This window comes from Fontimonas thermophila, from assembly GCF_900113085.1.
Lineage (GTDB): Bacteria > Pseudomonadota > Gammaproteobacteria > Nevskiales > Nevskiaceae > Solimonas > Solimonas thermophila.
Window position 1 is genome coordinate 17083 of the sequence record NZ_FOOC01000017.1, and the last position, 18308, is coordinate 35390.

Below are 18308 nucleotides of genomic sequence, written 5' to 3' on the forward strand. Positions count from 1 at the left end.
TGTCTATGACTTACTCCCGCATCGTCGGCACCGGCAGCTACTTGCCGGAGCGGATCGTCACGAACCGCGAACTGCAGTCGCGCATCGACACCAGCGACGAGTGGATCGTCTCGCGCACAGGAATCGAGGCGCGTCACGTCGCCGCGGACGATGAGCTCACCAGCGATCTTGCGCTCAAGGCGGCGCAGCGGGCCATGGTCTCGGCCGGCGTGGGTCCCGACGACATCGACTTGATCATCGTCGCGACGACGACACCCGACATGGTGTTCCCGTCCACGGCCTGCCTGCTACAGGCCAAACTCGGTATCAAGCGCGGTGCGGCTTTCGACGTACAGGCGGTATGCACCGGATTCATCTATGCGCTGGCCACGGCCGACAAGTTCGTCGCCAGCGGCGCGCACCGGTGTGCGCTCGTCGTCGGAGCGGAAGTCTTCTCGCGCCTGCTCGACTGGAACGACCGGCGCACCTGCGTGCTGTTCGGTGACGGCGCCGGAGCCGTCGTGCTCAAGCCGGCGGATACACCCGGCATCTATTCCAGCCATCTGCATGCCGACGGTCATTACAGCCATATCCTGCGCGTCGCCGGCGGCATCGCCGAAGGCAAGCTGCGTGGTAATCCGTTTCTGGAAATGGACGGGCAGGCCGTGTTCAAGTTCGCCGTGCGCGTGCTCGACGAGTGCGCGCGCGAGGCCTTGGAGCGCAACGGCTTCACCGGTAGTGAGCTCGACTGGTTCGTGCCGCACCAGGCCAATTTGCGCATCATCAACGCCACCGCAGACAAGATCGGGGTGCCCCGCGAGCGCGTCGTCACCACCGTCGCGCGGCACGGCAACACGTCGGCGGCTTCGGTCCCGCTTGCCCTCGACAGCGCCGTTCGTGATGGACGCATCCAGCCCGGCCATCTCGTCTTGCTCGAAGGCGTCGGCGGCGGCATGACCTGGGGTGCAGTGCTGCTGCGCTGGTGAGCCGCGGGGCCGGCTGCGCTATGCTCCGCGCCATGAGCGAGGATCGGCTGATCGAACTGGAAACGCGCATGGCCTACCAGGAAGCCACGCTGCAACAGCTCAACGACATCGTGACCGCACAGCAGCGACGCCTCGATCAGCTCGAACGCGCTTTGCGCGAGCTCGCAAGCCGTGTTGCACGCCGTGATGAAGGTCTGCCCAAGGCCACGGCGGCGGATGACATCGCACCCGACGGCTGATGTTGCGTGGCGTGGCCGAAATTTTGACCGCCATCGCCGCGCTCGGCGTTTTGCTGCTCATCTTCGGCCGAGCCCGCACGCGCGGCATGCATTGGCGCGTGGCCGAATGGCCGCTGGGCAAGCGGGTCGAGGGGGCACTCGCGCTGGTATTCGCCGTGTTGGCACTGCTCGGCTTCCTCGCCGGTGAATATGGATTTGCCGGCTGGCTTACGCTCATGGCGGCGATCATCGCAGCATTTGCAATGCTGACCTGGCCACGGCAAGGCTGATATCCGGTGCAGGCGATCCACTTCCGGCGCGGGTGTGCGCAGCATCCACGACCGGCTCGCCGTTGGGCCATCCCGTTCTGGCGGTCCGGCAATGCACGGCCGCACCGGAGCGGTTACCGTGGCGCTTCCTGTCGCCCCCTTGCCGCCGTCATGCCGAAGAAAAGCCCCACGGTCGCCGAAGCCCTGCTCGAGGCCCACGTCGAATATCTCATGGACCGCTTGACGGGGCCGACCTTCGCGGACTTTCTGGCACAAGAGCTCGACGCACTGCTGGATGAGGCCGGCAGACTCACACTCGAGGAGGTGGTGACGCCGACGATGATCAAGCGCACGGCACGGCGTTATGCATCCGAAATCGAGCTGGGCGGTGGCCTGCCGGAACTCGTTGCTGCCGTCGCTCGCGCGGTGTACGCGCACCGGATCCACGACCGCACGGCGCTCAAGGACATCGTCAGCCATGCCCGCTGGACCGAGGCAATCGACAAGCTGCTGGAGTTCAAGTCGCTACGCGAGAAACTCGTGCGCACGGTGGTGACGAGCCCGATCTATACCGCCTTTGCCTCCGACTTGCTGTATCAGGGGATCAAGGATTATCTGTCGCGCAGCGGCGAGCTCACGCGATCGATTCCTGGTGCGCGCTCGGTGATGAAGCTCGGCCGCAGCGTCATCAACAAGGCCTCACCCGGTATCGAGGCCACGCTGGATGAAAACCTGCGCAAATACGTCACACGCAGCGTCGAGGCAACGGCGCGCCGCAGTGCCGAGGCCGTGTTGCGTCATCTCGATGACGCCGGCTTGCGGAAGATGGCGCGCGAAATCTGGGACCGCATCAAGTTCGAACCGATCGGCACCCTGCGCGCCGACATCACCGCCGACGACGTCGAAGAGCTGTTCGTGATTGGCTACGAATACTGGCGCGAGTTGCGGCGCACGGAGTTTTATACCGGGCTGATCGAAGCCGGTATCGATGCTTTCTTCGACGCTTACGGCAGCCAGCCGCTGACGGTGCTGCTCGACGATCTGGGGATCGACCGCGACACGATTCTCACCGAGTGCCTGCATTACGCACCCCATGTGCTCACCCAGCTCAAGCGCAAGAAGGTGTTGCGCGCTTTCGTCCGGCGCCAGCTCGAAGGTTTTTATCGCTCCGGAGCGGTCGAGCGTGTGCTGGCGGCGTCGGAGTGAACAGTGGCCATTCATCGGCGCTGGCCCACCGCCGGCCGTGTGACGGCTCTGGCCGTCGCCTCTGTGCCGCTAAATGGGCATGTGGTCATGGGTGCGGCAGATGGGATTTCCCGGTCGAGAGCGGCGGCGTCGAGATGTGGTCAACCGGATCCGCCGGCTGCTATACGCCGTTCTGCTCGGCTTGAGTGCCCGCATCGAGGCCAGTGATCCGGGGCGGGTACTGTCCGCAGATTTGCGAATCGAAGCATCGCCCGGTGCAGCGCTGGATGGTCTTTCGAGTTACCGCATCCAATTCGTGGCGGCGGATCCGCGCATCGGGGCGCCCTTGCAAAAAGCTGCCGAGCATCTGCGCAAGCGCACCTGGACGCTCAGCGACAGCGTGCTGAGCCTGCGCGGGGGCGTCGGATTCGATGTCGAGCTCACAGATACCGGCAATCTGCACTTAAGCCTGTTCCCCGACGAAGACGATCCGCAGCGGGGTCGTCGGTGGCTGCTGTGGACGCACCCCGATGGCATGCGCGATCGATGGTGGTCACTCGGTGGCAGCGTCGATATCGTGCGCACGCAGCCCCAGCGGGCGCAGGCGCTCGAACGCCTCTATACCGACCGTACGCTCATGCTCGCACCACAGCTCATTCTCGACATGGACCGGCTGGCTGGTCTGGCGGGCAGTGCGCAACTGACTCTGCAGAACGCCAACTGGCGTGACGCGGTCACCGACCGGTACACCGACACCCGCGTCTGGCAAATCAATGTGCGCTGGCGATTCTGATCGGTCTGCGCAGTATGGTGCGACGTCCAGCAAGCGCCGACTTGGGGCCGGTGTCGCAGGTGTGCCGAGGACGACGAACGCAGGAATCCGGGCGACCGGCGGCCACGGCGGATTCGACAGCGGGAACGAATTCGCGTACGCTGCGCACCGCAGTCGTTTCAAGTTTTGGACTTCCGTGTGGTTGCCCGGCCGTCGTATCGCCGGCAAGTGTGCCTCCCGATGCCTTCCTTGATCGCATGCACCCTGCAGGCGGGTTGGCCTGTTCTATCCATCCATCGACAAGGTTGTCATCACATGAGCAATGTTTCCACCGGAACCGTCAAATGGTTCAACGAGGCCAAGGGCTTCGGCTTCATCACACCCGCCGGCGGCGGCGAGGATCTCTTCGCCCACTTCAAGGAAATCCAGGGCACGGGATTCAAGACCCTGACCGAGGGCCAGCGGGTCGAGTACAAGCCGCAGCGCGGTCCCAAGGGCATGCAGGCGACGCAGATCCGCCCGCTCTGAGAGCCCGGCGTCATCCCGCACCGACCAGACCGCGGCCGCAAGGCCGCGGTTTTTTGTTGCGCGATCGCCGCAGCGATCACAAGTGAAGACCGCGCCACGCCGGCTTGGGCTGCACGGCGGATCGAGCCGCCCGATGCCCGTTGTGGCTGGGTTCAAGTATCATCCCGCCCCGTTTGCGCACATCTACCGGGATCCTGCCGTGGAACTTTCGCTTGCCCAGCGCGTTGGCCGCATCAAACCATCGCCGACCCTCGCCGTCACCGCCAAGGCCGCCGAGCTCAAGGCGCAAGGCAAGGACGTGCTCTCGCTGGGGGCCGGCGAGCCGGATTTCGACACGCCGGCGCACATCAAGGATGCGGCGCACGAGGCGATCCGCAAGGGTTTCACCAAGTACACCGCCGTCGGCGGTACGCCGTCGCTGAAGAAAGCGATCATCGACAAGATGCGGCGGGACAACGGGCTCGATTACAAACCGAACCAGGTTCTCGTCTCCAATGGCGGCAAGCAGGCCTGCTACAACCTCTGCCAGGCGCTGCTCAATGCCACCGACGAGGTCATCGTGCCGGCGCCGTACTGGGTCAGCTATCCGGACATGGTGCTGCTCGCCGATGCCACGCCAGTGTTCATCGAAACGACGGCCGCGACGCGGTTCAAGATCACGCCGGAGCAGCTCGAGCGCGCGATCGGCCCGCGCACGCGCATGATCTGGCTGAACTCGCCCTCCAACCCGTCTGGCATGGCTTATTCCAAGGCCGAGCTGGCCGCGCTCGGCGAGGTGCTGCGCAAGCATCCACAGGTCGTCATCGCCACCGATGACATGTACGAAAAAATCCTGTGGACCGGCGAGCCCTACAGCAACATCGTCAACGCCTGTCCGGATTTGTACGATCGCACCGTCGTCATCCATGCCGTATCCAAGACCTATTCGATGACCGGTTGGCGGATCGGCTGGGCGTGCGGTCCGGCCAAGCTGATCACCGCGATGGCCGATATCCAGTCGCAGTCGACGTCCAACCCCAATTCGATCGCGCAGGTTGCCGCCGAGGCCGCGCTGACCGGCGACCAGACCTGCGTCAGCGACATGGTCAAGGCCTTCAAGGCCCGGCATGACGCGCTGGTGGCCGATCTCAACACCGTGCCCGGTGTGCGCTGCCTGCCGGGTGACGGCACCTTTTACGCCTTCCCCAACGTCGAAGGGTTGATGGCCAGACTCGGGTGCAAGACCGACCTCGAACTGTCGGATCTACTGCTGGAGAAGGCGCTGGTCGCCGTCGTGCCTGGGTCTGCCTTCGGTGCACCCGGACATCTGCGCCTGTCCTTTGCCACCTCCGAGCAGGTGCTCAAGCGCAGCGTCGAGCGCATGAAGACGCTCGTCTGCGGATAGGCAGCCCGGCGTCTCCCGCAACGGCGCCGCGATTGCAGCGCCGGGTGCAGATCACTACAATTCGCCTCCCCTACCGCTTCCGCGATAGCTCAGTCGGTAGAGCAGCTGACTGTTAATCAGCGGGTCGTTGGTTCGAGTCCAACTCGCGGAGCCAGTTTCTTCCTCGCAGGCCCCGGTGATGCTTCACCGGGGCCGTTTGCTTTCCCGGAACCGGCCGCTCTGCGGCAACCCGGCGCCTGCCGTCGATTCCCGGCACGCGACCGTTGGTTGCTCGGGTCCCGCCAAATCCGGACAATACGCGCCCCTTTTGCCCCCTTCCGGTGCGTTTTCGATGCCGACGCGTTTCCAGCTGGCCAATGCCATCCGCGCCCTCGCGATGGATGCCGTGCAGAAAGCCAATTCCGGACATCCCGGCATGCCGATGGGCATGGCCGACATCGCCGAGGTGCTCTGGAACGACTACCTCTCGCACAATCCTGCGAATCCGCAGTGGGTGAACCGCGACCGCTTCGTCGTCTCCAACGGGCACGGGTCGATGCTGCTGTATGCCCTGCTGCATCTGACCGGCTATGACCTGCCGATGGAGGAGCTCCAGCAGTTTCGCCAGTTGCACTCGAAAACGCCAGGGCATCCGGAACACGGGCTGACACCGGGGGTCGAGACCACGACGGGGCCGCTCGGCCAGGGCCTCGCCAATGCCGTGGGCATGGCGCTCGCCGAGGCGGTGCTCGCCCGGCAGTTCAACCGCGAGGGTTTCCCGATCGTCGATCACTGGACGTACGTTTTCGCCGGCGATGGCTGCCTGATGGAGGGTATTTCGCACGAGGCGTGTTCGCTGGCCGGGACACTGGGCTTGAACAAGCTCGTCGTTTTCTACGACGACAACAACATTTCCATCGACGGCGAAGTGCACGGCTGGTTCCGCGACGATACGCCGGCACGTTTCGAGGCCTATGGCTGGCAGGTCGTGCGCAATGTCGATGGTCACAATCCGAGCGAGATCAAGCGCGCGATCGAGACGGCCCGCGCATCCGCCGACAGGCCGACGCTGATCTGCTGCAAGACCATCATCGGTTTTGGCGCGCCGACGCTGCAGGGCAAGGAAAAATGTCACGGCGCACCCCTGGGAGAAGCGGAAATCGCCCGTGCGCGTGCGCAGCTCGAGTGGCCGTATGCGCCGTTCGAGATCCCGTCCGAGATCCGATCCGGTTGGGATGCGCGTGCCGCCGGCGCGGCGCGCGAACAGCGCTGGCTGGCGTTGCTGCGGGATTATGCCGCGGCCTATCCGGCCGAAGCGGCGGAGTTCGAACGCCGGATGAAGGGCGAGCTGCCGGCGGACTGGCCGGCGCAGGTTGCGGCCCTGCTCGCCGAGACACGCACCGCCGACACGCCCGTGGCGACGCGCAAGGCGTCCAAGAACGTGCTCGACCGGCTCGCACCGCGCTTGCCCGAGCTGTTCGGCGGCTCGGCAGATCTGTCCGAATCCAACTGCACCGATTTCAAACAGCATCAGGCGATAGGCTACCGCAGCTTTGCCGGTAACTACGTGCATTACGGCGTGCGTGAGTTCGGCATGGCCGCGATCATGAATGGCATCGCCCTGCACGGTGGACTGATCCCGTTCGGCGGGACTTTCCTCGTGTTCTCCGACTACGCGCGCAATGCGCTGCGCATGGCGGCGCTGATGAAGCAGCGTGCGATCTTTGTGCTCACGCACGATTCGATCGGTCTCGGCGAGGATGGACCGACGCACCAGGCCGTCGAGCACCTGGCCTCATTGCGGCTGATTCCCGGCATGCACGTCTGGCGTCCGGCCGATCCGTTCGAAACCGCGATCGCCTGGGCCGCGGCGATCGAGCGTAAGGACGGGCCGAGCGTGCTGGCCCTGTCACGCCAGAATCTGCAGCCGCAGGCGCACGACGAAGCCCACATGCACGACGCACGCCGCGGTGGCTATGTGCTGTGGCAGTCGGAAGATTTTTTGCAGGCACCGGCGGCGCGGGCGCTGATTCTGATCGCGACCGGCTCGGAGGTGCAGCTCGCTTTTGCCGCGGCACAACGGCTCGCCGCTGCCGGGCGGTGCGTGCGCGTGGTCTCCATGCCCTGTGTCGAGGTTTTTCTGGCGCAGGATGCGGCGTACCGGGAATCCGTGCTGCCGCCGCAGCTGCGCCGGCGGCTCGCCGTCGAGGCCGGGGTGAGCGCGTACTGGCGCCTGTTCGTTGGGCTCGACGGCGATGTCGTCGGAGTCGATCGCTTCGGAGAATCGGCGCCGGCGCAGGCCGTGTTCGAGTATCTGGGCGTGACCGTCGATGCCATCGTCGCCAGGGCGGAGAAGCTGCTGGCGGCGTAAAATGATGGAATCGCCTGCGCGTGCAGGCCGAGTCCCGAGACGTGGATTGAACAATGCCCATGTGCGGGGGCATGACGGGTTGAAACCGCACATCATTCAAGCATCGAGAGGAAGCTCGAAATGGCAGTCAAGGTCGGTATCAACGGCTTCGGCCGCATCGGACGCAACGTGCTGCGCGCCGCCGTTCAGAATTTCGGCGATATCGAGATCGTCGGCATCAACGATCTGCTCGAGCCGGATTACCTCGCCTACATGCTCAAGTACGACTCCGTGCATGGGCATTTCAAGGGCGAGCTTGCCGTCGAAGGCCATACGCTGATCGTCAACGGGCGCAAGATCCGCCTGACACAGGAGCGCGACCCGGCCAATCTGAAGTGGAACGAGGTCGGTGCCGAGGTCGTCATCGAGTCCACCGGCTTGTTCCTGGACAAGGCGTCGGCCGGCAAGCATCTGGCGGCTGGCGCGAAGAAAGTGATCATGTCGGCGCCGTCGAAGGACGACACGCCGATGTTTGTTTTCGGCGTCAACCACACGACCTATGCCGGTGAGGCGATCATCTCCAATGCCTCGTGCACGACCAACTGCCTCGCGCCGCTCGCCAAGGTCGTCCACGACAAGTGGGGGATCAAGCGCGGACTGATGACCACCGTGCACGCCGCGACCGCAACGCAGAAGACCGTCGATGGCCCGAGCGCAAAAGACTGGCGCGGCGGCCGCGGCATTCTCGAGAACATCATCCCTTCATCGACTGGCGCGGCCAAGGCCGTCGGGGTCGTGATTCCGGCGCTGAACAAGAAACTCACCGGCATGAGCTTTCGCGTGCCGACGTCGGATGTCTCCGTCGTCGATCTGACCTGCGAGCTGGAGAAGCCGGCTACGTACAAGGAAATCTGCGAGGAGATGAAAGCGCAGAGTCAGGGTCCGCTCAAGGGCATTCTCGGCTATACGGAGGACAAGGTCGTCGCCACCGATTTCCGCGGCGATGCGCGGACCTCGATCTTCGACGCCGACGCCGGTATCCAGCTCGACCCCACCTTCGTCAAGCTCGTCGCCTGGTATGACAACGAGTGGGGTTACTCCAACAAGTGCCTGGAGATGGCCTGCGTCGTCGCCGGCAAGTAAAGACGCGAGCGCATGGGGAATCGGGTTTGCCGGGACGGATGCCCGATTCCCCGTTTTCGTTTCCGTTTTACTCTCACGGTTCACGATTCCTGGAGCATCCGATGCCCATCCTGCGCATGTCCGATCTCGATCTGGCCGGCAAGCGTGTGCTGATCCGCCAGGACCTCAACGTACCGATCCACAACGGCCGGATCACCTCCGATGCGCGTCTGCGTGCGTCGCTGCCGACCCTCAAGCTCGCGCTGGAGAAAGGTGCTGCGGTGCTGGTGATTTCGCATCTGGGCCGCCCCAAGGCCGGCCGCCTCGATCCGGACGCTTCGCTGACGCCGGTCGCGGCCTGGCTATCTAATGCGCTGGGACGGACGGTGCCGCTGATCAGCAACTGGATCGATGGGGTGAACCTCGAGCCCGGCCAGATCGCAGTCGGCGAGAACACGCGTTTTCTCAAGGGCGAGAAAGAAGACGACGAGACGCTGGCCAGGAAAATGGCCGCGCTGTGCGATGTCTATGTGATGGATGCCTTTGGCACGGCGCATCGCGCCGAGGCTTCGACACATGGCGTGGCCCGCTTCGCGCCGGTGGCCTGCGCCGGTCCGCTGCTCGCCGCAGAACTTGATGCGCTCGGCAAGGCGTTGGCGAATCCGCAGCGGCCACTTGCCGTGATCGTCGGCGGCAGCAAGGTTTCGACCAAGCTCGATCTGCTCCACAACCTCGCCGACAAGGCCGACCAGCTGATCATCGGCGGCGGCATCGCCAACACCTTTCTCGCCGCTGCCGGACACCGCGTCGGCAAATCCTTGTACGAGCCCGACATGCTCGACACCGCACGCGCGATCCGCGCCAAGATCCAGGCCCGTGGCGGCGACATTCCGCTGCCCGAGGACGTCGTCGTCGCCACCGAAATTTCTGCGGAGGCGCGTGCCGAGGTGCGTGCAGTCGGCGATATCCACGATGACGAGATGATTCTCGACATCGGGCCGAAGACGCGTGCCAGACTCGCAGTCGCGCTCAAGCGTGCCGGCACCATCGTCTGGAATGGGCCGGTGGGCGTGTTCGAATACGACGCCTTTGCCGGTGGCACCCAAGCTCTGGCGCAGGCGATCGCCGAGGCGCCGGCGTTTTCGCTCGCCGGTGGCGGCGACACGCTTGCGGCCATCGACAAGTTTGGTGTTGCCGACAAGATTGGCTACATCTCCACCGGCGGCGGCGCTTTCCTCGAGTTTCTCGAAGGCAAGACCCTGCCGGCGGTGGCGGCGCTGGCAGCGCGCGGCATGTGAGTTCAGATCGGCGCCGCGGAGGCGGTGGTTTTCGCCATCCGATGTGGCGCGGTGCCGACCCGCTTGAAACCCGCGGGTGCGGACCTACGATAGCCAGACGTTACCCTGTGCTTGCTGGGAAGACCGTCCGATGAAACGCATCCTCGTGCTGTGCCTGCTGCCCACCGCGCTGCTGTTGTCCGCTTGCGGCTACAACACGCTGCAAAGACAGGACGAACAGGTCAAGGCCGCCTGGGCCGAAGTGCTGAACCAGTATCAGCGCCGGGCCGATCTTGTGCCCAATCTGGTCAACACGGTGAAGGGCTATGCGGCCCAGGAGGAGCGTGTGCTCACCGAGGTCACCGAGGCACGCGCACGCGTCGGCCAGATCCGGGTTTCGGCAGACACTGTCGACGATGCAGCCAAGCTACAGGAATTCGCGCAGGCACAAGGAGCGCTGTCCAGCGCACTGTCGCGTTTGCTCGTCGTCGCCGAGAGCTATCCGCAGCTCAAGTCCGATGCCCTGTTCCGCGACCTGCAGGCCCAGCTTGAGGGCACCGAAAACCGCATCGCCGTTGCGCGCAACCGCTATATCCAGGCGGTGCAGAACTACAACACGACGGTCCGCTCGTTCCCGAGCAACCTCACCGCGATGCTGTTCGGCATGACGGTGAAACCGAGTTTCACCGTTGAGGACGAGAAAGCGCTCGCCAGGCCGCCGGAAGTGAATTTCGGCAACGGCGGCTGAAGTAGGTAGTGCCATGCTGTTGCGCGCCGCACTCGCTGCCATCGCTGTCGTCTGCGGATCGATTGCAGCTGCGCAGGTGCCGGTGCCTCCGGTTGCGCGCGTCACCGATCTCACCGGCACGCTTTCGTCCGCGCAACAGGCCGAGCTGACGCAGCGGTTGGCCGAATTCGAGGCGAAGAAGGGCGCGCAAGTCGCCGTGCTGATCGTGCCCACGACCGCGCCGGAGACGATCGAACAATACGCGCTGCGAGTCGCCGAAACCTGGCAGCTCGGGCGCAAAGGCATCGACGACGGGGCGCTGCTGGTCATCGCGAAGAATGACCGCCGGATGCGGATCGAAGTCGGTTACGGACTCGAGGGCATCCTGCCGGATGCGGTGGCCAAACGCATCATTGCCGAGACGATTGCACCGCGCTTTCGCGATGGCGACTGGTATGGCGGCATTCGTGCGGGAATCGAGCAGATGCTTGCGACGATCGAGGGCGAACCTTTGCCCGCCCCGAAATTCTCTGCGCTGCAGGAAGATGACGGCGATCTCCTCGCCATCCTTTTGGCCATTCCGCTTCTGATCGGCCATGGTTTGCGCCGCTTGTTCGGGGCCTTGCCCGCAGCTTTGCTGATGGGCGCGCTGGCTGCTGTCGTCGTCTGGGTGGCCAGCGGCATCGTGCTGCTCAGCAGCATCGTCGGTCTGGTTACTTTCGCGCTCGTGTTGGGCGGGGTTGCCGGCAGGGTGAGCAGCCTCGGTGGAGGTCGGTGGGGTGGCGGCGGTTACGCAGGGGGTGGATTCCGTGGCGGCGGTGGGCGCTTTGGTGGCGGTGGGGCATCGGGGAGCTGGTGATGGACGTGCTACGGATGCTGCGGCATCTATGCGTCGGCGACTGGTGGCTGCGACGCACGTTTCCGCCGTCGGCGCTGGCCGCCATCGAACGCGCGATTCGCGCCTGCGAGGAGCGTCATGCCGGTGAGATCCGGTTCGTCGTCGAAACCGCGCTGCCATGGGCGGCGCTGCGCCGTGGCGTCACCCCGCGTGAACGCGCGCTGGAGGTGTTCGCGCTGCAGGGTGTCTGGGATACCGAGCACAACAACGGCGTGCTGATCTTCGTTCTGCTCGCCGACCGCGACGTCGAGATCGTCGCCGATCGCGGTGTCGCCGGAGGACGGGTCGCCGCTGCCGAGTGGGAAGCCTGCTGCCGGGTAATGGAGCAGCATTTCCGCGAGGGCCGTTTTCTCCAAGGAGCGATTGCCGGTATCGAGGCTGTTGCCGAGGTGCTGCGCCGGCATCCACCGGGGCGCAAAGGTCCGGCCAACGAACTGCCGGATGCGCCCGTGGTTCTGTAGACTTGAAAAATTTCCGACTCTTCCGCGAGGCCTGCCGTGCGTTTCCAAGGCACCCAAAACTATGTCGCCACTGACGATCTGATGATGGCGGTGAACGCTGCCGTGACCTTGCAGCGGCCGCTGCTCGTCAAGGGTGAGCCCGGCACCGGCAAGACCCAGCTCGCGCGCGAGATCGCCGCGGCGCTGGGCTTGCCGTTTTATGACTGGGCAATCAAGTCGACGACCAAGGCGCAGCACGGCCTTTATGAGTACGACGCGGTATCCCGGCTGCGCGATTCGCAGCTGGGCAGCGAGCGTGTCAAGGACATTCGCAACTACATCATCAAGGGCAAGCTGTGGGAGGCGTTCGAATCGGAAAAGCAGCCGGTTTTGCTGATCGATGAGATCGACAAGGCCGACATCGAATTCCCCAACGATCTGCTGCGCGAGCTCGACCAGATGGAGTTCTACGTCCACGAGACGCGCGAGACGGTGCGCGCACGGCACCGCCCGATCATCATCATCACCAGCAACAACGAAAAAGAGCTGCCGGATGCTTTTTTGCGCCGGTGTTTTTTCCACTACATCCGCTTTCCGGATCGAGAGACGATGCAGAAGATCGTCGATGTCCATTTCCCGGATATAAAAAAGAATCTGGTCAAGGAGGCGATGGAAGTGTTTTTTGGCCTGCGCGAGTTGCCGGGACTGAAGAAAAAACCTTCGACCTCGGAGCTGCTCGACTGGCTCAAGCTGCTGCTCGCCGAAGACATCGACCCGGCCGTGTTGCGCGAATCCAGCAGCAAAAAGACGTTGCCGCCGCTTTATGGAGCGCTGCTGAAAAACGAGGCCGACGTCCATTTGTTCGAGCGCGTGGCCTTCATGGCACGGCGCTCGAATTGAGCGCTTGGCCAGCCGCCGATCAGTCGTCAGACAAGCGGGAACGGCGAGTCCACGCGCCGGTTCGGCAGCGCGGCTCGGGCACGCTTCGCTTGAAGAGCGCGGTTCGGTTCAATTGCGTTGCCGCCGCAGGCCACGGCCCGCCGGCGGTCAGTGTCCCGGATGATGCAGCCAAGCATTGATGAGCGCGGTTGGCGATTAGGCATGTAGTACACCGGAACCGCGCTGTTGCGGCTGCGGTGATCGATGCGGCCACCCTGGTTGCGTTCGTGCCTTGCCCGTGAGGCTTTTGCCCCCGCGGTTGCTTCTACGGCCGCACGGCGCGGGCGCAGTGCCGGGTGAGGCGCTCAGGCCTTGCCGGCGAGTTGATCGACGATGGCCGGGTTTTCCAGCGTCGAAACGTCCTGGGTGATGGCCTCGCCCCTGGCGATCGCGCGCAGCAGCCGGCGCATGATCTTGCCGCTGCGGGTCTTCGGCAGGTTGTCGGCGAAGCGGATGTCGTCGGGCTTGGCGAGCGGGCCGATTTCGCGCGCCACCCATTCGCGCAATTCCTTCGCCAGCGCCTCGGCCTCGGCACCGGTCGGGCGCGGGCCCTTGCAGATGACGAAGGCAAAGACGGATTCGCCCTTGATCTCGTGCGGGCGGCCGACGACGGCCGCTTCGGCGACGCGCGGATGCGCAACCAGCGCGCTTTCGATTTCCATCGTGCCGAGGCGGTGTCCGGAGACGTTGAGCACGTCATCGACGCGGCCCATGATCCAGAAGTAGCCGTCGGCGTCGCGGTGCGCCGAGTCGCCGGCGACGTAGTAGCGGTTGCCGAACTGTGCCCAGTAGGTCTTGATGTAGCGCGCATTGTCGCCCCAGATCGTGCGCAGCATCGACGGCCAGGGCTTGCGGATGACCAGGTAGCCGCCCTGATGCGGGTCTTGGACCGGCGCGCCGGATTCGTCGACCACGTCGGCGAAGATGCCGGGCAGGGGCTTGGTGCAGGAGCCGGGCTTGGTCGCGATCGCCCCCGGCACCGGCGCGATCATGATGCTGCCGGTCTCGGTCTGCCACCAGGTATCGACGATCGGCAGTTTTTCCTTGCCGATGACGCGGTGATACCACATCCACGCCTCGGGATTGATCGGCTCACCGACGCTGCCGAGCAGGCGCAGCTTGGACAGGTCGTAGCGCGCGGGCCATTCCTCACCCAGCTTCATCAGCGCGCGGATCGCCGTCGGCGCGGTGTAGAAGATGGTCACGCCGTGATCCTGGCAGAGCTTCCAGAAACGGCCGGCGTCGGGCACCGTCGGCGCGCCCTCGTACATCAGAATCGTCGCGCCATTCGCGAGCGGGCCGTAGCAGACATAGCTATGCCCGGTGACCCAGCCGACGTCGGCGGTGCACCAGAAGACATCATCGTCACGCAGATCGAACACCCACTGGCAGGTCAGCGTCGCGCCGAGCAGATAACCGGCCGACGAGTGCTGGATGCCCTTGGGCTTGCCCGTGGAGCCGGAGGTGTAGAGCAAAAACAGGGGGTGCTCGGCGTCGATCCACTCCGGATCACAGCGCTCGGACTGGTGCGGCACGAGCTCGTGCCACCACAGATCGCGGCCAGCGGTGAAGGGTACCGGATGCCCAGTGCGGCGCAGGACGAGCACATGCTCGATCGTCGGGCAGCCCTGGGATAGGGCATCGTCGGCCGCTTTCTTGAGTTCCACGATATGGCCGCCGCGATGTCCGCCATCGGCGGTGATCAAGAGCCTGGCTCCTGCATCTTCGATGCGGTCCTTGAGCGAGACCGCGGAGAAGCCGCCGAAGACCACGGAGTGGATCGCGCCGATGCGCGCGCAGGCCTGCATCGCGACGATTGCTTCCGGCACCATCGGCATATAGATCACGACACGGTCGCCGCGGCCAATGCCCAAGGATTTGAGCGCATTGGCGAGCTGGCACACCCGCGCATGCAGTTCCCGGTAGGTCAGCATGCGGACGTCCCCCGGTTCGCCTTCGAAGCGGATCGCGATCTTGTCGCCGCGCGCCGCCAGGTGGCGGTCCAGGCAGTTCACCGAGACATTGGTCTTGCCGTCGGCGAACCAGCGATAGTTCGGCGCGCTGGACTCATCGAGCGTCTGGGTGAACGGGGTTTGCCAGGCCAGTGTCTTGCGCGCCAGATCGGCCCAGAAGCCAACGGGGTCTTTTGCCGCTGCCGCGTGTAGCGCATCGAGCTTGGCCGCATCCAGGCGCGCGCGCGCAGCAAAATCAGGGGGCGGAGGGAACAGGCGCGTTTCGCTGAGCACGGATTGAAGATGTTTTCCGCCATCCAGGCGGGTGTCGTTTTGACTCACGGCGATCTCCAACGGCTGCACAGGCCGGGCCGCGATCGATGCGGCCCGGCCGCGATGGTACGACAAAGCGCATGTCGTGCCACAGGGCGCCTCGCCGAAATAGGCCTTGCCTTGCCGCCGTGGACACGGTATGACCCGACCCGCGCGGATCGAATCATACCGCTGCGACCATTTGAGTCGACTTCATGGGTGAACAGCGATGCGCAGTCACCCATCATCCTCTGCTTACTGGAAGGCCAACATCCGCCTGGTGCTGGTACTGCTCGCGATCTGGTTCGCGGTGTCTTATGGCGCCGGCATTTTGTTCGCGGACTGGCTCGACCAGTTCCGGTTCTTCGGCTTCAAGCTGGGGTTCTGGTTCGCGCAGCAGGGTTCGATCTACGTCTTCATCGGCCTGATTTTCTACTACGCCTGGCGCATGAACCGGCTCGATCGCGAGTACGACGTCCACGAGGACTAGGAGCCAATCCCATGGATGGCATGACCTGGGCTTACCTGATCGTCGGTGCGAGTTTTGCGCTGTACATCGGGATTGCGATCTGGTCGCGCGCCAGCTCGACGGCAGACTACTACATTGCCGGTCGCGGGGTTTCGCCGGTGGCCAACGGCATGGCCACGGCCGCCGACTGGATGAGCGCCGCCTCGTTCATCTCGATGGCTGGTCTGATCGCCTTCATGGGCCGCGACGGCTCGGTGTATCTGATGGGCTGGACCGGCGGCTACGTCCTGCTGGCGCTTTTGCTCGCGCCCTATCTGCGCAAGTTCGGCAAATTCACCGTGCCGGACTTCGTCGGCGACCGCTACTACTCGCAGACCGCGCGCATGGTTGCGGTGGTCTGCGCGATCTTCGTGTCGTTCACCTATGTCGCCGGGCAGATGCGTGGCGTCGGCATCGTGTTCTCGCGCTTTCTCGAGGTGGATATCAATACCGGTGTGATCATCGGCATGGCGATCGTGTTTTTCTACGCCGTGCTCGGCGGCATGAAGGGCATCACCTATACCCAGGTAGCGCAGTACTGCGTGCTGATCTTCGCCTACATGGTGCCGGCGATCTTCATTTCGCTGATGCTGACCGGTAATCCGATTCCGCAGCTTGGCTTTGGCGCCAAGACCGCGGACGGTGTCTATCTGCTCGACAAGCTCGACGGCCTGGTGACCGAACTCGGCTTTGCGGCCTACACCGCGGGGGTCAAGCCGACGATCGACGTGTTCTGCATCACGCTGGCGCTGATGGTTGGCACCGCCGGCCTGCCGCACGTGATCGTGCGCTTTTTCACCGTGCCCAAGGTGCGCGACGCCCGCGTATCCGCCGGTTGGGCGTTGGTATTCATCGCCATTCTCTATACCACGGCGCCGGCCGTCGCCGCCTTCGCCCGCACCAATCTGATCGAAACCATCCACAACAAGCCTTACGCCGAAGCGCCGGGCTGGGTACGGAGCTGGGAGAAGACCGGACTGATTGAGTGGAAGGACAAGAATGCCGACGGCGTCATGCAGTACCTCGCCGCGCCGGACAAGAACGAGATGACCATCGACCGCGACATCATGGTGCTGGCGAATCCGGAGATCGCGAAGCTGCCGAACTGGGTCATCGCCCTGGTTGCCGCCGGCGGCCTCGCCGCCGCCTTGTCGACCGCGGCGGGCCTGCTGCTGGTGATCTCGACCTCGATCTCGCACGACCTGCTGAAGAAGACGCTGATGCCCGGCATTACCGACAAGCAGGAGCTGCTGTTCGCGCGCCTGGCCGCGGCGGTGGCGATCGGCATCGCCGGCTATCTCGGCATCCACCCACCGGGCTTCGTCGCCCAGGTGGTCGCCTTTGCGTTCGGCCTTGCGGCCTCGTCGTTCTTCCCGGCGATCATCCTCGGCATTTTCTCGCGCCGCATGAACAAGGAAGGCGCGATCGCCGGCATGATCTCGGGCATCACCGTCACCGCGGCCTACATCATCTACTTCAAGTTCCTGAACCCGGCCGCGAACGTGCCCGCCAACTGGTTTTTGGGCATCTCGCCGGAGGGCTTCGGCGCTATCGGCATGCTGGTGAACGTTGCGGTGGCCACCGCCGTCGCGGCGCTGACCAAGCCGCCGCTGCGGCGCGTGCAGGAGATCGTCGAGCACATCCGTGTGCCGCGCGGTGCCAGCGCCGCGCGCATGCACTGAAAACAAATGCCTGTCGAGTCATGAGCCTGCGACGGGAGGTCTCGAAAAAACACAACGTCTGATGTACAAAGTGACTGCCCGGTCGCTTTCCCTCCCTTGGGCCGGGTATGCTGGACCGCGGTTGCTGCGTTTCCTCGTCGGAAGTGCCGGCCGCGGTCTTTTTTTGTTGCGGCGAATTGGCGTGACCGATCCGCCCGGTGTCCGGGATAATGGCGCCGTGCATTACCAACACCGCTACCACGCCGGAAATTTCGCCGACGTTTTCAAGCACGTCCTGCTGGTCGCCTTGCTCGATGCGCTCAATGCCAAGGCTGCACCGTGGGCATATGTGGACACCCACGGCGGCGCCGGCTGTTACGACCTCGAAGACGCCGCGGCGCAACGCACCGGAGAAGCCGCAACCGGCATCCGTCGGCTATGGGCGGTGCGTTCGCCACCATTGCAGCAGTATCTGTCGTGTCCCGGATGATTGGTTAATTGGTTCACGCCGTGGTTTACTCTTGGCGCGAGAGGTCATGCTGGAGCTGAAACGATGCATCTGAGGCTGCACAAGAACGCCACCACGACACCCAGGATCCGCGCCGAGATCCAGGTCAGCAAGGAGCCCATGAGGGTTCTGGCCCAGCGCTTTGGCGTGAGTGTCTCCACCATCGCTCGCTGGAAGAAGCGTGCATCGGTTCATGACGCCTCCCATACCCCTCATCGACTGCAAACCACGCTGACGCCGGCCCAGGAGTCCATCGTGCTCGTCTTGCGTAAAAGCCTGGGCCTTTCGCTGGATGACCTGCTGGCAGTCGTACG

17 protein-coding genes, 1 tRNA gene and 2 pseudogenes are annotated in these 18308 nt (G+C 64.4%); 19 read left to right on the forward strand and 1 reads right to left on the reverse strand.

What is annotated here, in order from left to right:
- Window positions 1-5: 5 nt before the first annotated feature.
- The 15 genes from BMZ48_RS11955 (at window position 6) to BMZ48_RS12025 (ending at window position 13014) form a co-directional block, all read left to right on the forward strand.
- Window positions 6-965: a beta-ketoacyl-ACP synthase III gene (locus tag BMZ48_RS11955; protein WP_091535596.1), complete on the forward strand. Its 960-nt coding sequence runs from the start codon at window positions 6-8 to the stop codon at window positions 963-965.
- A gap of 32 nt (window positions 966-997) precedes the next feature.
- Complete coding sequence (locus BMZ48_RS11960; protein ID WP_091535598.1) at window positions 998-1204, forward strand: SlyX family protein; 207 nt, start codon at window positions 998-1000, stop codon at window positions 1202-1204.
- Window positions 1205-1215: 11 nt separating this feature from the next.
- Window positions 1216-1473 (forward strand): hypothetical protein, encoded by a 258-nt coding sequence (locus BMZ48_RS11965; RefSeq protein WP_143383693.1) that lies wholly within the window; start codon window positions 1216-1218, stop codon window positions 1471-1473.
- Between the two features lie 150 nt (window positions 1474-1623).
- Window positions 1624-2658 carry a hypothetical protein gene (locus BMZ48_RS11970; protein ID WP_091535603.1) on the forward strand — a complete coding sequence of 345 codons (1035 nt, stop codon included), beginning with the start codon at window positions 1624-1626 and terminating at the stop codon, window positions 2656-2658.
- A 136-nt stretch (window positions 2659-2794) separates the two neighbouring features.
- Window positions 2795-3430, forward strand: coding sequence for a hypothetical protein (locus BMZ48_RS11975; RefSeq protein ID WP_091535605.1), 636 nt, complete (start codon window positions 2795-2797; stop codon window positions 3428-3430).
- Window positions 3431-3724: 294 nt separating this feature from the next.
- Complete coding sequence (locus tag BMZ48_RS11980) at window positions 3725-3937, forward strand: cold-shock protein (RefSeq protein WP_091535608.1); 213 nt, start codon at window positions 3725-3727, stop codon at window positions 3935-3937.
- Between the two features lie 199 nt (window positions 3938-4136).
- Window positions 4137-5321, forward strand: coding sequence for a pyridoxal phosphate-dependent aminotransferase (locus BMZ48_RS11985; RefSeq protein WP_091535637.1), 1185 nt, complete (start codon window positions 4137-4139; stop codon window positions 5319-5321).
- A gap of 78 nt (window positions 5322-5399) precedes the next feature.
- A tRNA-Asn gene (locus tag BMZ48_RS11990) sits at window positions 5400-5475 on the forward strand.
- 177 nt (window positions 5476-5652) lie between these two features.
- A complete protein-coding gene (gene tkt / locus BMZ48_RS11995) occupies window positions 5653-7671 on the forward strand; it encodes a transketolase (RefSeq protein WP_091535611.1) in 2019 nt (672 codons plus the stop codon).
- 120 nt (window positions 7672-7791) lie between these two features.
- The gene (gene gap, locus BMZ48_RS12000; RefSeq protein WP_091535613.1) at window positions 7792-8793 is read left to right on the forward strand and encodes a type I glyceraldehyde-3-phosphate dehydrogenase; all 1002 of its coding nucleotides are present in this window, start codon (window positions 7792-7794) and stop codon (window positions 8791-8793) included.
- Between the two features lie 101 nt (window positions 8794-8894).
- Complete coding sequence (locus tag BMZ48_RS12005; RefSeq protein ID WP_091535615.1) at window positions 8895-10070, forward strand: phosphoglycerate kinase; 1176 nt, start codon at window positions 8895-8897, stop codon at window positions 10068-10070.
- Between the two features lie 76 nt (window positions 10071-10146).
- On the forward strand, window positions 10147-10797 hold the full coding sequence (locus tag BMZ48_RS12010) for a LemA family protein (protein ID WP_436198148.1): 651 nt from the start codon (window positions 10147-10149) through the stop codon (window positions 10795-10797).
- Window positions 10798-10810: 13 nt separating this feature from the next.
- A complete protein-coding gene (locus BMZ48_RS12015; protein WP_091535620.1) occupies window positions 10811-11635 on the forward strand; it encodes a TPM domain-containing protein in 825 nt (274 codons plus the stop codon).
- Entirely contained in the window at window positions 11635-12135 is a 501-nt protein-coding gene (locus BMZ48_RS12020; protein ID WP_091535622.1) for a TPM domain-containing protein, read from the forward strand. The genes BMZ48_RS12015 and BMZ48_RS12020 overlap by 1 nt, the downstream gene beginning before the upstream one ends.
- Before the next feature lie 36 nt (window positions 12136-12171).
- A complete protein-coding gene (locus BMZ48_RS12025) occupies window positions 12172-13014 on the forward strand; it encodes an AAA family ATPase (protein ID WP_200769621.1) in 843 nt (280 codons plus the stop codon).
- A gap of 344 nt (window positions 13015-13358) precedes the next feature.
- Here BMZ48_RS12025 and acs read toward each other — a convergent pair whose 3' ends face one another.
- On the reverse strand, window positions 13359-15347 hold the full coding sequence (acs, locus tag BMZ48_RS12030; protein WP_234981639.1) for an acetate--CoA ligase: 1989 nt from the start codon (window positions 15345-15347) through the stop codon (window positions 13359-13361).
- 199 nt (window positions 15348-15546) lie between these two features.
- On the opposite strand from acs, the gene BMZ48_RS12035 reads away from it, so the two are divergent.
- The 4 genes and pseudogenes from BMZ48_RS12035 to BMZ48_RS12050 all read left to right on the forward strand — a co-directional run.
- On the forward strand, window positions 15547-15807 hold the full coding sequence (locus BMZ48_RS12035) for a DUF4212 domain-containing protein (RefSeq protein WP_091535624.1): 261 nt from the start codon (window positions 15547-15549) through the stop codon (window positions 15805-15807).
- An 11-nt stretch (window positions 15808-15818) separates the two neighbouring features.
- The gene (locus tag BMZ48_RS12040; protein ID WP_091535627.1) at window positions 15819-17507 is read left to right on the forward strand and encodes a sodium:solute symporter family protein; all 1689 of its coding nucleotides are present in this window, start codon (window positions 15819-15821) and stop codon (window positions 17505-17507) included.
- Window positions 17508-17724: 217 nt separating this feature from the next.
- Window positions 17725-17961: pseudogene (rlmJ, locus tag BMZ48_RS13090) on the forward strand (23S rRNA (adenine(2030)-N(6))-methyltransferase RlmJ); the annotation flags it as partial.
- A 78-nt stretch (window positions 17962-18039) separates the two neighbouring features.
- Window positions 18040-18308 (forward strand): annotated as a pseudogene (locus BMZ48_RS12050) (IS481 family transposase); the annotation flags it as partial.

Bases quoted from the DNA above. Each gene is read 5' to 3' on its own strand.
- BMZ48_RS12035 (WP_091535624.1), top strand. From the start codon at position 15,547: ATGCGCAGTCACCCATCATCCTCTGCTTACTGGAAGGCCAACATCCGC.
- BMZ48_RS12020 (WP_091535622.1), top strand. From the start codon at position 11,635: ATGGACGTGCTACGGATGCTGCGGCATCTATGCGTCGGCGACTGGTGG.
- BMZ48_RS11970 (WP_091535603.1), top strand. From the start codon at position 1,624: ATGCCGAAGAAAAGCCCCACGGTCGCCGAAGCCCTGCTCGAGGCCCAC.
- tkt (WP_091535611.1), top strand. From the start codon at position 5,653: ATGCCGACGCGTTTCCAGCTGGCCAATGCCATCCGCGCCCTCGCGATG.
- gap (WP_091535613.1), top strand. From the start codon at position 7,792: ATGGCAGTCAAGGTCGGTATCAACGGCTTCGGCCGCATCGGACGCAAC.
- BMZ48_RS11960 (WP_091535598.1), top strand. From the start codon at position 998: ATGAGCGAGGATCGGCTGATCGAACTGGAAACGCGCATGGCCTACCAG.
- BMZ48_RS12015 (WP_091535620.1), top strand. From the start codon at position 10,811: ATGCTGTTGCGCGCCGCACTCGCTGCCATCGCTGTCGTCTGCGGATCG.
- BMZ48_RS11980 (WP_091535608.1), top strand. From the start codon at position 3,725: ATGAGCAATGTTTCCACCGGAACCGTCAAATGGTTCAACGAGGCCAAG.
- BMZ48_RS11955 (WP_091535596.1), top strand. From the start codon at position 6: ATGACTTACTCCCGCATCGTCGGCACCGGCAGCTACTTGCCGGAGCGG.
- BMZ48_RS12040 (WP_091535627.1), top strand. From the start codon at position 15,819: ATGGATGGCATGACCTGGGCTTACCTGATCGTCGGTGCGAGTTTTGCG.
- BMZ48_RS12005 (WP_091535615.1), top strand. From the start codon at position 8,895: ATGCCCATCCTGCGCATGTCCGATCTCGATCTGGCCGGCAAGCGTGTG.